Here is an 18,997-nt window from a genome sequence, read left to right as displayed (position 1 = left end):
GACGGGAACAATCAAAGTATGGCAACCATAAATTTTTCATTGACAGGTTATCAAATTCTCGATCGCATTTACTCAGGAACTCGCACCCGGGTTTATCGAGCTTTCCGCACTGGCGACCAAAAACCGGTCGCCATCAAAGTCTTGCGGAACCAGTATCCCAGCTTCAGCGAACTGGTGCAATTTCGCAATCAGTACACGATCGCCAAAAACCTCCACTTGCCCGGAATCATCGAAACCTACAGTTTGGAACTCTACCAAAACAGCTATGCGCTGGTAATGGAAGACTTTGGGGGAATTCCTCTGAATAAATGGATGGAACCAGGGGAAACTGCGCCGACTCTGAGCGAGTTTTTGCAAATGGCGATCGACCTGAGCGATACATTAGATATACTCTACCGCCACCGGATAATTCACAAAGACATTAAACCAGCTAATATTTTAATTAATCCGCATACAAAACACGTCAAACTCATTGACTTTAGTATTGCATCCTTGCTGCCCAGGGAAACTCAAACCCTGATGAATCCTAACGTGCTGGAAGGAACACTCGGCTATTTGTCTCCCGAACAAACGGGAAGGATGAATCGGGGGATTGACTACCGGACAGACTTTTACTCTTTGGGGGTGACTTTTTACGAATTGCTGGCGGGACAATTGCCGTTTCAATCTAACGATGCGATGGAATTGGTACACTGTCATATTGCCAAGCAACCGCCATCACTGCATGAAATCAATCCCGAAATCCCGCCCGTACTCTCGGAGATTGTCAGCAAATTAATGGCAAAGAATGCCGAAGACCGCTATCAGAGTGCCTTGGGACTGAAATTTGATTTAGAATTTTGTTTGCAGCAACTTGAAGAAAACGGTAGGATAGAGAGTTTTACGATCGCGCAGAGGGATGTGGGCGATCGCTTCCTCATACCCGAAAAACTCTACGGTCGCGAAACCGAAGTTGCCGAATTACTGGCAGCATTCGATCGAGTATCAGGTTTTTCCCAGCAGGCATCAGAACAGCGTGGAGGCTGTGAGTTAATGTTAGTCGCGGGTTTTTCTGGGATTGGGAAAACTGCAATTGTTAATGAAGTTCACAAACCAATTGCCCGCCAGCGCGGCTATTTCATCAAAGGCAAATTCGACCAATTTAACCGCAACATTCCCTTCTCAGCTTTTGTCCAAGCATTTCGAGATTTAATCGGACAATTGCTGAGCGAAAGTGACGAAAGGTTGGAAAATTGGCAAACTCAAATATTCCAAGCATTGGGCGATAACGGTCAAGTCATTATTGAAGTAATTCCCGAACTCGAAAGAATTATTGGGAAACAACCACCCGCACTGGAATTATCAGGAACTGCGGCACAAAATCGGTTTAATTTGCTTTTTCAAAACTTTATTAAGGTGTTCACAAAGCCAGAACATCCCCTGGTGATGTTTTTGGATGACTTGCAGTGGGCTGATTCCGCCTCGCTGCGGTTAATGCAACTGCTGCTTGCCGAGTCAGCAACCGGCTATTTATTAGTAATTGGTGCCTACCGAGATAATGAAGTGTTTGCAGCACATCCGTTGATGCTGACACTGGATGCAATGGTAAAAGCTGGGGCCGCGGTGAATACTCTGACGCTGGAACCGTTGAGCTCAGAAAGTCTAAATCATTTGGTTGCCAATACGCTAAATTGCGATCGATCTTGGGCAAGACCTTTGGCTGATTTGGTTGCACAAAAAACCCAAGGAAATCCCTTTTTTGCAACGCAGTTTCTCAAAGCACTGCATCAGGATGGGCTGATTGAGTTTGACCGGGTTGCTGGTTACTGGCAGTGCGATATTGTTCGAGTTCGGGAGGCAGCGCTGACGGATGATGTGGTGGAGTTTATGGCGTTGCAGTTGCAAAAATTGCCGCCCGCGACTCAGAATGTGTTGAAGTTGGCTGCTTGTGTTGGGAATCACTTTGATTTGGGGACTTTGGCAGTTGTTTCCGAGCAATTGGAAACGGAAACGGCGGCGGATTTGTGGAAGGCTTTGCAAGAGGGGTTAATCCTGCCTGAAAGTGAAATCTATAAGTTTTATATGGGGCGAGAAAGACGGGAGGAAACCGAAAATTCGGAGGTGGTGAATTACAAGTTTTTGCACGATCGCGTTCAGCAAGCTGCCTATTCTTTAATTCCCGAACAAGAGCGATCGCGCGCTCACTATCAGATCGGACAATTGCTGATACAGCAAATTTCACCTGCAGCTATAGAAGAGCAAATTTTTTCAGTCGTCAATCAGTTGAATTATGGTATTGCGCTGATTGAAGACCAAACAGAACGCGACGAACTCGCCCAACTCAACCTCACGGCGTGCCGCAAAGCCAGAGGCGCTACTGCTTATCAAGCTGCTCGCGAGTATGCTGCGATCGGGCTAAATTTGCTTGGAGAGAGTGCTTGGCAACGACAGTACGAGATGACCTTGAACTTGCACGACATTGCAGCAGAAGTGGCTTCACTCTGCGGCGAATTTGACCAGATGGATCGGTGGATTGACACTGTGATTCATCATGCCAAAACTCCCCTAGAGCGAGTGAGCGTTTACATCGTCAAGATTCAGGCATTATCGTCACAAAACAAGTTTTTAGAAGCAATTGCTATCGGTTTGTTGATTCTCAAAGAATTAGGAGTTGAATTGCCCGATAGCCCTACATCAGAAGATATTCAGCAAGCAGTGCAGGAAATTAATAGCTCGATCGGCGATCGACCGATTGAAGAGTTATTCGATCTGCCAGCGATGGTAAACCCCGAAAAGCTGGCCACGATGCAAGTGGCGGCAAGTATGGTGTCAGCTTGTTATCTGGTCGGTTCGTCTTTGTTTGCACTGGTGACTGCCTTACAGGTAAATTTATCTATCCAATATGGCAACAGTCGTAGTTCAGCTTATAGCTATAGTTGTTATGGCATTTTTCTCAACCACTTTCTACAAGATGTGACGGTAGCCGATCGGTTTGGCCGATTAGCTTATCGTCTTGCGAGGGTTGCGGATGCCAAAAATATTCGTTCTGAAACTTTTTCTGTCATCGGACTCTGTTTGTACCATCGCAAATCGCATTTGCGGGATACCATCCCCATTATTCAGGCAGGCTATCAAGCCGGATTAGAAACAGGCAATCTAGAGTTTGTCGGGTATGGTGGGCAGGCATTTTGTATAAATGCCTACTGGTGCGGTCAACCTTTGGCAGAACTTGAACCCCAAATTCGGGCATACCGTCACCAATTACTCGACCTCAACCAACTAACGACGGCAAATTATTGTTCGGTTTTTTGGGAAGCAACGCTGTTTTTATTGGGTAATCCAAACAACTTGGAGATTTCCTTTGAACAGAAAGGTTATGAGGAGAAGCTGGTTTCTCAGTCCTTTGCCTCTAACGATTTTTACCGACTCTGCATCTTCTATCTGTACAGGGCAACGTTGAGATTCCTGCTGGGAGAGATTGCTGGGGCCGCAGCAGATATCGATCGAGCAAGACAGTATATAGCGGGAAGCGTAGGAACTGCTTCCGAAGCTGGTTTATATTTCTATGACTCACTCATAGCCCTTGCCACTCCTGAGTCCGAGACTCAGTTAGAAACGCAGCGGCAACGAGTTCAGCAAAATCAAAATTCGTTGCAGCATTGGGCAGAACACGCCCCCATGAATTATTTGCATAAGTGGCAGTTAGTAGAAGCAGAGAGATACCGAGTTGCCAGAGAGAGGGCAGAAGCTATTGAAATGTACGATCGGGCCATTTCTGGAGCGCAAGAAAACGAATACATCCAAGAAGAAGCTCTCGCTAACGAACTAGCAGCTAAATTCTACCTCGACTGGGGCAAAGAAAAAGTGGCGCAAGCTTATATGCAAGAAGCCTACTACTGTTATGCTCGCTGGGGTGCGAAAGTCAAAATCGATGACTTAGAAAAACGCTATCCCCAACTTCTTGCTCCCATATTGCAGGCAAGAGAAAATCGTTGTGTAATCTGCGAAACCCGCCTCCACCCAATCAATAAATCGTCAATTTTACCTCCAAGATTCCAAACAATTCTATCGAGCAGCAACAATATTTACGAAACCCTCGATTTCGCGGCTATTCTCAAAGCCTCCCAAACTCTCTCAAGTGAAATTAAATTAGAAAAATTGCTGGCTGGACTGATGTCTGTGGTGATGGAAAATGCCGGGGCAAAAAAAGCAGTTCTGCTGTTGATGAAGGATGGGAATCTCGCCATCGAAGCTGTAGCCTCCTTCAATCAAGATGTCATCTCAATATCTGTACCGCTGTCAGCCAGCGACGAGTTTCCCTCTGCTGTGGTCAACTATGTTAAGCGGACTTGGAAAACTGTCGTTTTGGATAATGCAGCAGTACAAAACGATTTTATTGCCGATCCGTATTTGATGCAGGAAAAGCCCAAAAGTGTGCTGTGCGCGCCAATTTTAAATCAGGGTAAATTAATCGGGTTGCTCTACCTAGAAAATAACTTTACAATTGGTGCGTTTACAGAAGATCGCACTGATGTCATCCAACTTTTGTGCGCCCAAGCGGCTATCTCTATAGAAAATGCTCGATTGTACCAGCAATCTCAAGCTTATGCACAAGAATTAGAGCGATCGCTCCTTGATTTGCAGCAAGCACAGTTACAGATCGTGCAAAGCGAAAAAATGTCCGCATTGGGCAATCTCGTCACAGGAATAGCCCACGAAATCAATAATCCTGTCGGCTTTATTAGCGGCAATATTGAGGAAGCAACTATCACGATCAAAGATCTGATTGGTCACTTAAAATTATATCAAGAAAAACTGCCAAATCCAGGCGAAGAAATTGAAGAAGATGCTGAGGATATTGATTTAGAGTATGCCTTAGAAGATTTGCCAAAAATGCTGTTGTCGATGAAAGTGGGGTGCGATCGCATTCGCGGCATTAGCACCAGCCTCCGCACCTTCTCCAGGGCCGATAAAGACTACAAAGTTCCCTTTAATATCCATGAGGGCATTGACAGCACCATCTTGATCTTGAAACATCGGCTCAAAGCCAACGAACACCATCCTGCGATCGAAGTCGTCACAGACTACGGCAATCTCCCCCCAATCGAATGCTTTCCCGGTCAACTGAACCAAGTCTTTATGAACCTGCTTGCTAACGCGATCGATGCCCTAGAAGAATCAAACCAAGGACGCAGTTTCGAGGCTCTTAAAGCAAATCCACACTGTATCACAGTTCGTACCAGTCTGTCGGGCGATCGACACATCAAAATTCAGATTGCCGATAACGGTGCGGGCATGACAGAAGGCGTGAAGCAGCGGATTTTTGACCATTTGTTCACAACGAAGGCAGTAGGAAAAGGCACAGGGTTAGGATTGGCGATCGCCCGCCAGATTGTAGTCGAAACCCACGGCGGAACAATTAATGTGAATTCTACCTTGGGCGGAGGAAGTGAATTTGAGATAGTGTTACCTATTAACGAATAAAAGTAGAAGACATTATTCATCATTTTAGATTTTAGATTTTAGATTTTAGATTTTAGATTTTAGATTGAAGAATTGGGAAGGACAGATGACCTAATGATTTGGAACACTGGCCTACAGTTGCATTTTTTTTAAGTGGTATCTGAAGTAAAACTTTGAGGCGGAGGAAGAAGGAAAAAGGTTATTCATTTTTCCTTCTTCCTCATTTCGTTTGTCGAGTTTGACTTTCTTGAGTGCGATCGGCTAATTTCTATTTGAAAAAATCCAGAATAACTAAATTAGATTGCCGATCGGGCATTATACCAGCCCCGATCGCAACTGCAGACACGAGCAAAACTTCCAGCGCCCCTGCGCCAGATTGCCAAAATCTCAATTATGCTAACCTAGGCAAGCAGCAATCCCTTGTCACGAAGGCGATTAACATAATTTCAAACAATTTATTTTATTGAGGACCGGTGTATCCCGTATGGCAAACCTGATCGGCACAGACAGCAACGACTTTATTCTAGGAACTCCGCTGGGCGATCGAATTCGCGGCTTAGATGGCGATGACACGCCCCTGGGTGCGGGAGGAGATGACACCCTAGAGGGTGACGGCGGCAACGACCAGCTTCTTGGAGCTGACGGAGCAGATTCGTTGCTTGGCGCTGAAGGAAATGACGAACTCATTGGCAACCAAGGTCGCGATTTTGCTTCCGGCGGGAACGGCGACGACTCGATTCGCGGCGGTTTGGGCAACGACCTCCTCGAAGGCAACGACGGGATAGACAGCGTGGTGGGAGACGCTGGGGACGACTTAGTTTTTGGCAACGGAGGCTTTGATGTGATTGCCGGCGGTACTGGCAACGACACGCTCACAGGGGATGACGGCGACGATTCCGTGTTCGGGAATGCTGATGATGACTTTCTCTACGGGAATTTTGGGAACGATTCTCTCAACGGCGGTAGCGGCAGGGATCAACTGTTGGGCGGTGAGGGCAACGATTACTTAAGTGCCAGCGACGGTGACGACACTTTGTACGGCAATGCCGCCAACGATTCGCTCTTCGGAGATGCTGGTAATGACCAGATATTCGGTGGCAAGGCTGACGATACAGTTTTTGGCGGCACCGGTTCCGATACCCTTCGCGGCGATGAAGCCGACGACTCGGTACTGGGAGATGAAGGTAATGACTTCTTGTTTGGCGGCAAAGGTAATGATGGTATCGACGGCGGTTTAGGCGATGACTCCTTGGCAGGAGGTATCGGCGACGATACCATTTTGGGCAGTTTCGGCAATGACAATTTATTTGGAGCAGAGGGTAATGATTCTTTGATCGGAGGTGAGGGTTCGGATACTCTGACTGGTGGCAGCGGCAGCGATGTTTTTGGATTGGGAGCCGGGCCTGGCAGTCTGGCTTTAATTACTGATTACAATGACACAGAGGATTTCTTTGGACTGCCGAGCAATTTATCTTTCGCTCAACTGCAAGTTCGGCAAGGTAACGGTGCCAATGTCAGGGATACAGTAATTACGACGCTCGACGGCAAGCTTTTAGCAATTTTGATCGACACTCCGGCGGCGCTGATCGAGGCGAATGATTTTATCGCTGTGACTGGGACGGTTACTACCAGGCCAACCACCATTACCACTACAACTACAACTACAGTTACAAGCACAAATACAGATCCAACTCAACCTGCAACTGCAACTACAGAGTCAAGTTCAACTGCAACTACAGAGTCAAGTTCAACTACAGATTCAATTCCAACTCTTCCTCCAACTCCAACTCCGCCTCCAACTCCAACTCCGCCTCCAACTCCAACTCCGCCTCCAACTCCAACTCCGCCTCCTACTCCAACTCCGCCTCCTACTCCAACTCCGCCTCCTACTCCAACTTCGCCTCCTACTCCAACTTCGCCTCCTACTCCAACTTCGCCTCCTACTCCAACTTCCCCTCCGACGCCGACTCCGAGGATTCCGATTCCGCCGACAGTTAGCGTGCCTGATGCTGATTCGCCCCTGCTGTCAATTAGTTCGATCGCCCCCACGCCGGCTCCCGGACTATTGCCAATGCCCGGGCAGAAGCCGATATTCCCGACCGTGCCGAACCCGCTACCCTTACCTCCTACACCTTTCGGGTTCTAGGCGCGATCGCGCAGCTCAGTGATGAGTGATGAGTTAATGTAAAACTCACTAAACTCATCACTCAAAACTATTTAACGTCCTGGGGAGTTTCGGCCGAGTCTTCTGGCGACTCGGCTGGAGAATCTTCTAGAGGAGATAATTGTTGGGTGTACCCCAAGAGCGATCGAAGTTTCATGCGGTGGATGTAAGGCCAGCCGCCATTGGCTTCAATATTCCTGAGCAGTTTGTAAAGTGCTTGGCGGTTGTCGGGAAAAGACGCTTGAAACAAACCGTCCCGAATTTCCCGGTGCGAAGCTTCCAGCCTCCGCAGCAGGGCCAAAAGCAGCAGACTGTCTCCCTGACAACTTTCGGCTAAAGTCCGAATCGCCTCTGTCAGCGATTGCATTTGAGACTGCAACTTTTCTGACTCTAAATCTTTGCCGTTGTCCATACCGCTGCTTCCTTTGAAATCTACAAGGCCTTTGTCCCCAGCCTTTTGGTCAACCGACTAATCGAGCTAGTCGCGATCGCCATTCGGGGTCATAAGCAAAGTAACTTAAGTAGGTTGACTTAAGCAATATTAATTTGCAGTCCAAGTCAGGAAAAGAGCACAACCCGTCGTACCATGTGTATTGGGCTGCGATCGGAACATGATTGAGAAATCATAAGTTCATGCTTATTTTCACGGCGCACTAGCTTGATTTTCTGAGTCAATGCCGGTGTCGGTGAAGCGAGCGATCTGGATCTAAATGCTGCCCTAAGCGCTGGCCTAGCCTGCCGGCGGGCAATTATATTTTGCTCGAAGTAGGGCTTTTTCTTAATATAATCCGATGTTGGATATTGAGGTTTGCAATGAAATATCGTGCTTTAATTGTTGCACTTTTAGCATTTTGCATGAGTGCGCTGGTTGCTTGTTCTTCTGCTTCTGACACGACGGTGGCGACTACCGAGTTGCTCACCTACGACGAGATTAGAGGTACTGGCTTGGCTAATAATTGCCCTAGCTTGGCAGAAACTTCTCGGGGATCGATCCCCATCGAAGCGGGCGCCACCTATAAACTGACTGGTTTGTGTTTGCAGCCCACAACTTATTTTGTGAAGGAAGAACCAGCAAACAAACGCCAAGAAGCGGAATTTGTGCCTGGTAAATTGCTGACACGGTTCACGTCGAGCATTGACCAAGTTCAAGGTACGCTTAAGGTCGGTAATGACGGAACTCTGACTTTCACAGAAGAAGACGGCTTGGATTTTCAAGCTATTACGATTCAATTACCGGGCGGAGAGCAAGTACCTTTCTTGTTTACCATTAAAGAACTGGTAGCTAGTTCCGAACCCGGAGTAGTTGCTATCAATACTTCCACCGATTTGAGAGGGGAGTTTAACGTTCCTTCTTACCGCAGCGCAGGCTTTTTAGACCCTAAAGGTCGCGGGGTATCGACTGGCTACGACAATGCTGTAGCGCTTCCGGCTACTGACAATTCCAAACTGCAACGGTCTAATGTTAAGCTGGCTGACACTCGCACCAAGGCGGGCAGAATTTCTCTCCAAGTTGCTAAAGTTAACAGCGCCACTGGCGAAGTTGGCGGGATTTTTGAGAGCACGCAGCCTTCTGATACTGATTTGGGAGCTAGACCGGCTCTGGACGTGAAAATTCGGGGTTTGTTTTACGCTCGGATTGAGCCTTCTGTGTCATAAAATTGGCTTTCATGATCGATCGAACTTGAGTAGTTTTTTACCCTAAAGGTACTGCTCGCTCTTCATTAGCCAACAGTCTTGAGCAACCTAACTTAGGACTGTTGACTAATGACTAAATTTATGATTTAATTGTGGTAATTCGCAAGTTATGAAGTTGGGATTTTTTATTAATTAAAGTATTGTCTTCACAGCGCTTTCAGCTTATAATGTATTTTTAAAAAAAACCTGATTAAATAGGAGATTTGGTCGAAGGCCTTCTACCTCGTAAAAGTCTGCCTTATGCCGAAAACCTTCGGATAATCCCGCTAAATCCGTTCACGTTCCGAAAACTTAACTGGTGTGTCCGCTATCACACATATTAAGTGCTACGATTACACTACATAAAAGTGAATTTTTTTAGACTAGATTGGAAACTAGATCTAAAGCAACTTCAGTCCTCTGCTCTACCCACCCTTATGCCACCATGTCTACCACACTGCCGAACGAGCTAAAAAGCGAAAATTTGCAATTGTTGCGCGAGTACCAACTTTCTGGCTCTAATGAAATCCGCAATCAGTTAGTTAAACTGAATATTGGACTGGTCAGAAAAGAAGTTTACCACTGGATCAACCAGTGCGGTGAAAGCTACGACGATTTGCTGCAAGTCGGATGTATTGGGTTGATCCGGGCGATCGAGCGGTTTGATCTCGCGAAGGGGCACGCTTTTAGTTCCTTTGCAATTCCCTACATACGGGGCGAAATTCAACACTATTTGCGGGACAAAAGCCCTTCTGTGCGATTTCCCCGCCACTGGCAGTCCCTGGAACGCAAATCAGTAGCAGCGATCAAGGAGTTGCAGGTGCAGTTAAACCGCAAACCTACGGATGCTGAAGTAGCAGCAGTCCTGGAGGTTTCTGTACAAGAATGGCAAGAAATTAAGTTGGCCCATCTCAACAGATCGCCTCTGAGTTTGGACGCGCCGATGCAAGATGAAGATGAGGGGGCTACTTGTCTGGGAGAATTGGTGCCCGATAGCAAATATCGGAGTTTTCAGTTGGCGCAAGAGGATCAAATTCGCGTACAGCAAGCTTTGGCTATGTTGGAACAACGGACTCGCGAGATATTGGAGTTTGTTTTTCTCTACGATTTGACGCAGAAAGAAACGGCTGAACGCTTGGGTATCAGTGCGGTGACAGTTTCTCGGCGAGTTAAGAAGGGGCTGGATTTGCTCAAGGAAATCATGACTAAACAGCTTTAGTGATTAGTCATTGGTCATTAGTCATTAGTCAGCAGTCAGCAGTCAGCATTAAGCTGCTACCGATAACAAATAACAAATAACCACTGACTACTAACTAATTTTTAGATGCTGCGGACAAATTTATCGAGCCTTTCTACGGCTTTTTTAATTGTGCCTAAATCGGTGGCGTAAGACAAGCGAATATGGTCGTCTGCACCGAACGCAATCCCCGGAATAACTGCTACTTGCTGCTGTTCTAAGAAAGCGTCGCAAAATTCCAAAGAATTCATTCCAGTCTTGCTGATGTTGACAAACATATAGAAAGCACCGTCTGGTTTAATACAGCTAATTCCAGGGACAGCATCGAGTAATTCAAATATTACCTGACGCCTTTCGGCAAAAGCTAGACGCATTGTTTCGACAGACTCTTGACTGCTTTCCAAAGCTGCGATCGCGCCGTACTGTGCAAAAGTACACACATTTGATGTACTGTGACCTTGAATGGTGCTGGTGGCTTTAATTAATTCGCTCGGCCCGGCCAAATAACCGACTCGCCAGCCTGTCATCGAGTAAGCTTTAGCGAAACCGCTGCTGATCAGGGTGCGATCGAAGATTTCTTGGCCTAGGGAACCGATGCTGACGTGTTGGGCGTCGTCATATATAATTTTTTCGTAAATCTCGTCAGCAACGACTAAAATATCTCGATCGACTATCACCTCAGCCAACGCTTTGATTTCCGCCGTAGTATACACCATTCCCGTCGGGTTAGAAGGCGAATTCAGTACAAATAACTTGGTTTTGGGAGTAATCGCTCGACTCAGTTGTTCCGGTGTAATTTTATATCCTGTAGAAGCATCAGTCCGTACAATTACTGGCTTGCCGCTAGCGAGTTTCACCATTTCAGGGTAGCTTAGCCAGTAGGGAGCCGGAATAATTACTTCCTCTCCAGGCTCGATCAGAGCCATCATCAGATTGTAGAGGGAATGCTTGCCGCCGTTGGTGACAATGATATTTTCTGGTTGATAGTTGAGATTGTTGTCGGATTGGAGTTTGCGCGCGATCGCAGCTTTTAACTGCGGTTCCCCAGCCACAGGGCCGTACTTAGTCTTGCCCGCGTCTAAAGCTTGTTTTGCCGCTGCTTTAATGTGTTCGGGGGTATCAAAGTCGGGTTCTCCCGTACTCAAACTACAGACATCAATCCCTTCGGCCTTCATGGCTTTAGCCTTAGCGGCGATCGCCAAGGTTATGGAAGGAGAAACCTCACCCACTCGTGCTGCCAACTTAATCATTGGATTTTAGATATTAGATTTTTGACTTTCGATCATAGGGTGACAAATGTTGATATTCAACCCTGTTGTTAGGGAATTATGACATTTGTTTACATAGTACGTAAAGGATTAAGCAATTAAAGAATAAAAATTAAAGAAGCTCTTAGTTTTAATTTTTATTCTTTAATTTTTATTTTTTGACGTTATTATTGTACCATTTTTGATGCCTCGTTACCCTCAACGCCGATCTGCAAGCTTATGGATCTCAAATCTTTGATTCGCGACATTCCTGATTTCCCCAAGCCGGGAATTCTGTTTCGAGACATTACAACTTTGCTGCGCGACCCGCAAGGGCTCAGCTACACCATTGACAGCTTAGCCGAAAAATGCTCTGCAATGTCTGTTGACTATGTGGTGGGCATGGAATCGCGGGGCTTCATCTTTGGCGCGCCTTTGGCTTATAAAATTGGAATAGGCTTTATTCCTGTCCGCAAACCAGGGAAACTGCCCGGTGCGGTTCATTTTGCTGAGTACGAGTTGGAGTATGGTGTCGATCGACTGGAGATGCACCGAGATGCGATGACATCCGGCAGCCGGGTGCTGATTGTGGACGATTTAATCGCCACTGGCGGAACAGCGGCGGCCACGGCTAAATTGTTGGAACAAGCTGGCTGCGAGCTTGTCGGTTTTGCTTTTATCATTGAATTGCAGGCTTTGGGCGGCAGGCAGAAATTGCCGGATGTGCCGATCGTCACGCTAGTTGAATATTAGTTAGTTAACTGTTGGCAGTTGACAGTTGACTGCTGACAGTTGACAGTTGACAGTTGACTGCTGACAAATAATATCCTTGACCTTTGCATCGGAATTATTCATCTCTCTCTTCTCTTTCTCTGCGTTCTCTGCGTTCTCTGTGGTTAAATCATGCCGATGCAACCGGAATCAATATCATTCACAATTCTTCAAATCTAAAATCTAAAATCTAAAATCTAAAATCCTATGACTTCTATTAAATTGAATCGAAATTGGCGAAAGTTGAATTCTCTGTTTGGTGGCGAAACATTTACTTATGTTTTAAAGCGACTTTTGCAGGCACTTTTAACCCTCTTTTTGGCATCGGCTCTTTGTTTTGCAATTATTGAGCTAGCACCGGGAAATTACTTGGATACATTGAGCCAAAATCCGAAGATTTCGCCGGAGACACTCAAGCAACTCGAACAGCAGTTCGGCTTAGATAAACCAGCTATTGTGCAGTATTGGCTGTGGCTGCAACAAATTGTGACGCGGGGGAATTTTGGCACGAGTTTTGTGTATCAGCGATCCGTAGCTTCGCTGCTGTGGGAACGAGTACCGGCGACGTTATTAATGGCGATCGCATCTTTGATTGTAACTTGGGCGATCGCGATTCCCTTGGGAATAGTCGCCGCCGTCAATCAAAACCGCACAGTCGATCGAGTTCTGCAAGTAGTCAGCTACACGGGACAAGGATTTCCGAGCTTTATCACAGCCTTGCTGCTGCTATTTTTTGCTCAAAATACTTCGCCTCTTTTCCCCGTCGGAGGAATGACAAGCATTGACCACGCAGACTTACCTTGGTGGGGTCAAATCCTCGATTACGGCTGGCACTTAATTTTGCCAACTGTCGCCCTTAGCCTTACTGGTTTTGCTGGTTTGCAAAGATTGATGCGCGGACAATTGTTGGACGTGCTGCGTCAAGATTACATCCGAACAGCACGGGCGAAAGGTTTGCCGGACGATCGAGTAATTTACGTTCACGCTTTGCGGAATGCTGTTAATCCGTTGATTACGCTATTGGGTTTTGAGTTTGCTAGTTTGTTGAGCGGTGCGTTTATTGCGGAATTTTTCTTTAATTGGCCTGGTTTGGGAAAGCTTACTTTGGAGGCGGTGAACAATCAAGATTTGTATTTAGTAATGGCAAGTTTGATGATGGGTGCGACCATGTTGATTGTGGGGAATTTGTGGGCGGATTTGCTGCTGAAAGCTGTCGATCCTCGGATTAAGCTGGAAGATTTGAAATAGAAGACTTAATTCAGTAACAGAAGGTACGCAAGGGCGATTTGTAATAGTCAACAGTCAACAGTATTCTCATTATCCATACCCCCTACCCCCTGCCCCCTGACCCATCTCGGAGTGTTTTATGTTAGAAAAACAAGCAAACGAGCCAATAGACATCTCCCATAATTCTTGTGGGGTAGGCATCCTGCCTGCCTTTAACAGGCTTGTTAGGAGATGTCTAATGAGTTTTAGTCGCTTTGCCGACGGGTACAGGCATATTGACAGTTTTTCAGAAGAGGCAAGGCACACAGTTAAAGTGTTGTTAAAAAAGGCTGGCACGGATGACGCTGAAGCAGCAGAGCAGATACTTTCAAGCATGACAAGACTGGATCTCAGCGACACTCTAATTACCGACATCAGCTCCCTCGGCTCGCTCACCAATCTGACAACACTGCATCTTAACAACAATCGAATTACCGACTTCAGATTCCTCGGCTCGCTCACCAATCTGACAACACTGCATCTCAACAACAATCGAATTACCGACATCAGTTTCCTCGGCTCGCTCACCAATCTGACAACACTGCATCTCAACAAAAATCAAATTACCGACATCAGTTTCCTCGGCTCGCTCACCAATCTGACAACACTGCATCTTAACAACAATCAAATTACCGACATCAGCTCTCTCGGCTCGCTCACCAATCTGAGAGAACTAAATCTCAGCGACAATCGAATTAGCGACATCAGCTTCCTCGGCTCGCTCACCAATCTGAGAGAACTAAATCTCAGAAGCAATCGAATTACCAATATCAGCTTCCTCGGCTCGCTCACCAATCTGACAACACTGAATCTCAGCTACAATCAAATTACCGACTTCAGCGCCTTCCGATCGCTCACCAATCTGACCACACTGTATCTCGAAAAAAATCAAATTACCGACATCAGTTTCCCCGGCTCGCTCACCAATCTGACAACACTCGATCTCAGGCTCAATCAAATTACCGACATCAGATTCCTGGGCTCGCTCACCAATCTAACAACACTGTATCTCTACCACAATCAAATTACCGACATCAGATTCCTGGACTCGCTCACCAATCTGACAACACTGTATCTCTACTACAATCAAATTACCGACATCAGCTCCCTAGGCTCGCTCACCAATCTGACAACACTGTATCTGGAGGACAATCAAATTACCGATATCAGCGCGTTGCTATCTCTCACCAATCTGACAACAGTGCATCTCGACCACAATCAAATTAGCGATGTCAGCGCCTTGCGATCGCTCACCCATCTGACCACACTGTCTCTCGGCCACAATCAAATTACCGATATCAGCGCCTTGCGATCGCTCACCCATCTGACAGAACTGACTCTCTACGGCAATCCAATTACCGCTCTGTGCGTGTTAGGCGAACTCGCACAGAAACGTCTTACTCTCTCGACTAGGCCAATTGATGCTCAAAAAGCCACAGAAGCAGTCAAAGTTGCCTATGCCGCTATTGGCTTAGAAGAACCCGAAGTTATTGTTTGCAGCAGTCCCCGCGACGCTTATCTCCAAATCTTTAACTTGCCGAAACACGACCATTCACAAAACTGCTCAGACAAATGGCACAGGAAGAGATTGGGGAAAAAGCTATACTGGCAAGGGATGTCCCCATCGATTGTGAGAGAATTTGCAAGTCCGGCAGTGTGGCAGTATGAGTTCGAGCGCATGAGGTTCGACTCCGAACCAGACCGCACACTGAGTTCGCTAATGAAGGAATTGGTTGACGAATATGAGCGATCGGAACAAACGAAGAGGAATGTTTTTTCCGCTCATTCGTTCGACCTGAGATACGCTGAAACCCCCACGACTTTATTTAAAGAAATCTATTTGACTGAACTTTATATCTCTTCATCAGGCATCAATATCTCCCAAAAGGCACAAGAAATACATCGCTGCCAAAAGCTGCTTTTCGAGCATTGCGGTTGGATATTTCCCTTTGAAAAGATTTGTTATGTATGCGATCGCCCCCGCCACCTGCGCTTTGACAGTCAAAACCGCTTGCACGCAGAAGGAGAACCTACGATTGAGTTTGCCGACGGATGGAATTTTTACTATTATCACGGCGTCAGATTGCCTGAAAAATACGGTCAATTTCACCCAAATCAATGGCAATCCCAATGGCTTTTAACAGAAGAGAATTCCGAGCTGAGGCGAGTGTTAATTCAAGGGATTGGTTACGATCGCATTTGTCAAGAATTGGACGCAAAACAACTAGATAGTTGGCAGGAATATGCACTATTACAAATAGATGAAGCCGATGATTTCGAGCCGATTTATTTGTTAAAAATGACTTGTCCAAGTACGGGATTCATTCACGCTTTGAGAGTGCCGCCTAACCTGACATCTGCTAGGGAGGCAATTGCGTGGGTAAATTGGGATATCGATCCAGAGGAATTTTCCGTGCAGACTTGATATAATTGCGGCGATGGAGTTCTACAAGTAGTCAGCTACACCGGACAAGGATTTCCCAGCTCGATCGCAGCGTTGCTGCTGCTATTTTTTGCTCAGAATACTTCGCCTCTGTTTCGCATCGGAGGAATGACTTGTATCGATCGCGCAGACTTACCGAATGTGGGGTCAAATCCTCAATTACGGCTGGCACTTGATTTTGCCAACTGTCGCTTTGAGCCTTACTGGTTTTGCGGGTTTGCAAAGATTGATGCGCGGACAATTTTTGGAGGTGCTGCGTCAAGATTACATCCGAACAGCACGGGCTCGCCGGGAAGCCGGACGATCGAGTAATTTACATTCATGCTTTGCGGAATGCAGTTAATCCGTTGATTACGCTATTGGGTTTTGAGGCAAGCTAGTTGGTTGAGCGGTGCGTTTATTGCCGAATATTTCTTTAATTAGCCGGGTTTGGGAAAGCTGACTCTGGAGGCGGTGACTAATCAAGATTTGTATTTAGTAATGGCAAGTTTGAGGATGGGTGCGACGATGTTGATTGTTGGGAATTTGTTGGCCGATTTGCGGCTGGAAGCTGTCGATCCTCGGATTAAGCTGGAAGATTGGAAATAGTAGACTTAACTCAGTAATATGAGGTACGCAAGGGCGATTTGTAATAGTCAACAGTCAACAGTCAACAGTATTCCCATTACCCATGCCCTATGCCCCATGCCCCCTGACCCATCTCGGAGTGTTTTATGTCAGAAAAACAACCAAACGAGCCAATGATTTTTAGCCGCTTTGCCGACTGGTGCAGGCATATTGACAGCCTTTCAGAAGAGGCAAGGCACACAGTTAAAGTGTTGTTAGAAAAGGCTGGCACTGATGATGCTGAAGAAGCGGAACAGATACTTTCAAGCATGACCCAATTGGAGCTCAGCAACACTGGAATTAGCGACATCAGCTCCCTCGACTCGCTCACCAATCTGAGAAGACTCGATCTCGGCGACAATAAAATTACCGACATCAGCTTCCTTGGCTGGCTCACCAATCTGACAGCACTGGATCTGGCCAGCAATCGAATTACCGACATCACCTTGCTCGGCTGGCTCACCAATCTGACCACACTGCATCTCAACAACAATCAAATTACCGACATCAGCTTTCTCGGCTCGCTCACCAATCTGACAAGACTCGCTCTCGGCGACAATAAAATTACCGACATCAGCTTCCTCGGCTCGCTCACCAATCTGACCACACTGCATCTCAACAACAATAAAATTACCGACATCAGCTTCCTCGGCTCGCTCACCAATCTGACCACACTCGATCTCAGCAGAAATCAAATTACCGACATCAGATTCCTCGGCTCGCTCACCAATCTGACCACACTCGATCTCGGCGACAATCAAATTACCGACATCAGCTTCCTTGGCTGGCTCACCAATCTGACAACACTGAATCTGGCCAGCAATCGAATTAACGACTTCAGCTTCGTCGGCTCGCTCACCAATCTGACAAGACTCGATCTGGGCTACAATCACATTACCGACTTCAGCTTCCTCGGCTCGCTCACCAATCTGACAACACTGGATCTGGCCAGCAATCGAATTAACGACTTCAGCTTCCTCGGCTCGCTCACCAATCTGACAAGACTCGATCTGGGCAGCAATCGAATTACCAACATCAGCTTTCTCGGCTCGCTCACCAATCTGACAACACTGAATCTCAACTACAATGTAATTAACGACATCAGCTTCCTCGGCTCGCTCACCAATCTGACCACACTGCATCTGGCCAGCAATCGAATTACCGACATCAGCTTCCTCGGCTCGCTCACCAATCTGACCACACTGTATCTCGACAGAAATCGAATTACTGACATCAGCGCCTTGCGATTGCTCACCAATCTGACCACACTGCATCTGGGTCACAATTACATTACCGACATCAGCGCCTTGCGATCGCTCACCAATCTGACCACACTGAATCTCGGCGACAATCGAATTACCGACATCAGCATCCTCGGCTCGCTCACCAATCTGACCACACTGTATCTTAACAAAAATCAAATTACCAACATCAGCTTCGTCGGCTCGCTCACCAATCTGACCACACTGCATCTCGACAGCAATCGAATTACTGACATCAGCTTCGTCGGCTCGCTCACCAATCTGACCACACTGTGTCTCAACAGCAATCAAATTACCGACATCAGTGCCTTGCGATCGCTCACCAATCTGACCACACTGTCTCTCTACGGCAATCGAATTACCGATATCAGCGTGGTAGGCGAACTCGCACAAAAAAGTCTTACTCTCTCGACTAGGCCAATTGAGGCTCAAAAAGCCACAGAAGCAATCAAAGTTGCCTATGTTGCTATTGGCTTAGAAGAACCTGAAGTTATTATTTGCAGCAGTCCCCGCGACGCTTATCTCCAAATCTTAAACTTGCTCGAACACGACCATTTACAAAAATGCTCAGACGAATGGGACAGCAATAGATTGGGCGAAGAGCTAGACTGGAAATGGATGTCCCCATCGATTGTGAAAGAATTTGCAAGTCCGCCGGTGTGGGGGTATGAGTTCGATCGCATGACGATCGAGCCCGAAGCAGACAGCACACTGAGTTCGCTAATGTACGAATCGGTTGGCAGCTATGCGCGATCGGAACGAACGAAACTAACTAAGGGGAATGTTTCCCCCAATTATTTGTTATACCTCAATACGGTTCAGTTAAGAGCTATGCAGTGCTTAAAACAATAAATACAGGAGGATTCATTATTATTCCAGTACCTC

Annotated in this window: 9 protein-coding genes and 3 pseudogenes; 10 read left to right on the top strand and 2 right to left on the bottom strand. The window is 46.7% G+C overall.

Translation table 11 applies throughout. The features are described 5' to 3' along the window. Positions 1-18 precede the first annotated feature (18 nt). Positions 19-5,463 (top strand): AAA family ATPase, encoded by a 5,445-nt coding sequence (locus QUA57_RS23495; RefSeq protein WP_333063927.1) that lies wholly within the window; start codon positions 19-21, stop codon positions 5,461-5,463. A gap of 463 nt (positions 5,464-5,926) precedes the next feature. After that, complete coding sequence (locus tag QUA57_RS23490; protein ID WP_333251369.1) at positions 5,927-7,588, top strand: calcium-binding protein; 1,662 nt, start codon at positions 5,927-5,929, stop codon at positions 7,586-7,588. A gap of 67 nt (positions 7,589-7,655) precedes the next feature. Here the strand turns inward: QUA57_RS23490 and QUA57_RS23485 are convergent, their stop codons facing one another. Further along, positions 7,656-8,018, bottom strand: coding sequence for a hypothetical protein (locus tag QUA57_RS23485; RefSeq protein ID WP_333040479.1), 363 nt, complete (start codon positions 8,016-8,018; stop codon positions 7,656-7,658). 401 nt (positions 8,019-8,419) lie between these two features. Between QUA57_RS23485 and QUA57_RS23480 the strand changes: the two genes are divergently transcribed. Both QUA57_RS23480 and QUA57_RS23475 read left to right on the top strand, forming a co-directional pair. Further along, complete coding sequence (locus QUA57_RS23480) at positions 8,420-9,262, top strand: photosystem II manganese-stabilizing polypeptide (RefSeq protein ID WP_333040478.1); 843 nt, start codon at positions 8,420-8,422, stop codon at positions 9,260-9,262. Positions 9,263-9,725: 463 nt separating this feature from the next. After that, positions 9,726-10,499 (top strand): RNA polymerase sigma factor SigF, encoded by a 774-nt coding sequence (locus QUA57_RS23475; protein WP_333063929.1) that lies wholly within the window; start codon positions 9,726-9,728, stop codon positions 10,497-10,499. 101 nt (positions 10,500-10,600) lie between these two features. On the opposite strand, the gene QUA57_RS23470 is transcribed toward QUA57_RS23475, so the two are convergent. Continuing rightward, the gene (locus QUA57_RS23470; RefSeq protein ID WP_333063931.1) at positions 10,601-11,767 is read right to left on the bottom strand and encodes a pyridoxal phosphate-dependent aminotransferase; all 1,167 of its coding nucleotides are present in this window, start codon (positions 11,765-11,767) and stop codon (positions 10,601-10,603) included. Positions 11,768-12,004: 237 nt separating this feature from the next. Here QUA57_RS23470 and QUA57_RS23465 point away from each other — a divergent pair, with 237 nt between their 5' ends. The 6 genes and pseudogenes from QUA57_RS23465 (at position 12,005) to QUA57_RS23440 (ending at position 18,964) form a co-directional block, all read left to right on the top strand. Further along, on the top strand, positions 12,005-12,517 hold the full coding sequence (locus QUA57_RS23465) for an adenine phosphoribosyltransferase (protein WP_333063933.1): 513 nt from the start codon (positions 12,005-12,007) through the stop codon (positions 12,515-12,517). 225 nt (positions 12,518-12,742) lie between these two features. After that, a complete protein-coding gene (locus tag QUA57_RS23460; protein ID WP_333063934.1) occupies positions 12,743-13,783 on the top strand; it encodes an ABC transporter permease in 1,041 nt (346 codons plus the stop codon). Between the two features lie 118 nt (positions 13,784-13,901). Next, positions 13,902-15,155 (top strand): annotated as a pseudogene (locus QUA57_RS23455) (leucine-rich repeat domain-containing protein); the annotation flags it as partial. A 561-nt stretch (positions 15,156-15,716) separates the two neighbouring features. Further along, positions 15,717-16,226: pseudogene (locus QUA57_RS28785) on the top strand (DUF6745 domain-containing protein); the annotation flags it as partial. A 12-nt stretch (positions 16,227-16,238) separates the two neighbouring features. Next, a pseudogene (locus QUA57_RS23445) lies at positions 16,239-16,832 on the top strand (ABC transporter permease); the annotation flags it as partial. A 125-nt stretch (positions 16,833-16,957) separates the two neighbouring features. Next, positions 16,958-18,964: a leucine-rich repeat domain-containing protein gene (locus tag QUA57_RS23440; protein WP_333251367.1), complete on the top strand. Its 2,007-nt coding sequence runs from the start codon at positions 16,958-16,960 to the stop codon at positions 18,962-18,964. The last annotated feature ends 33 nt before the right edge of the window (positions 18,965-18,997 follow it).

Origin of the sequence: Microcoleus sp. Pol7_B2, from assembly GCF_036701035.1 — a bacterium.
Lineage (GTDB): Bacteria > Cyanobacteriota > Cyanobacteriia > Cyanobacteriales > Microcoleaceae > Microcoleus.
This window is presented reverse-complemented; position numbering and strand designations above follow the sequence as displayed.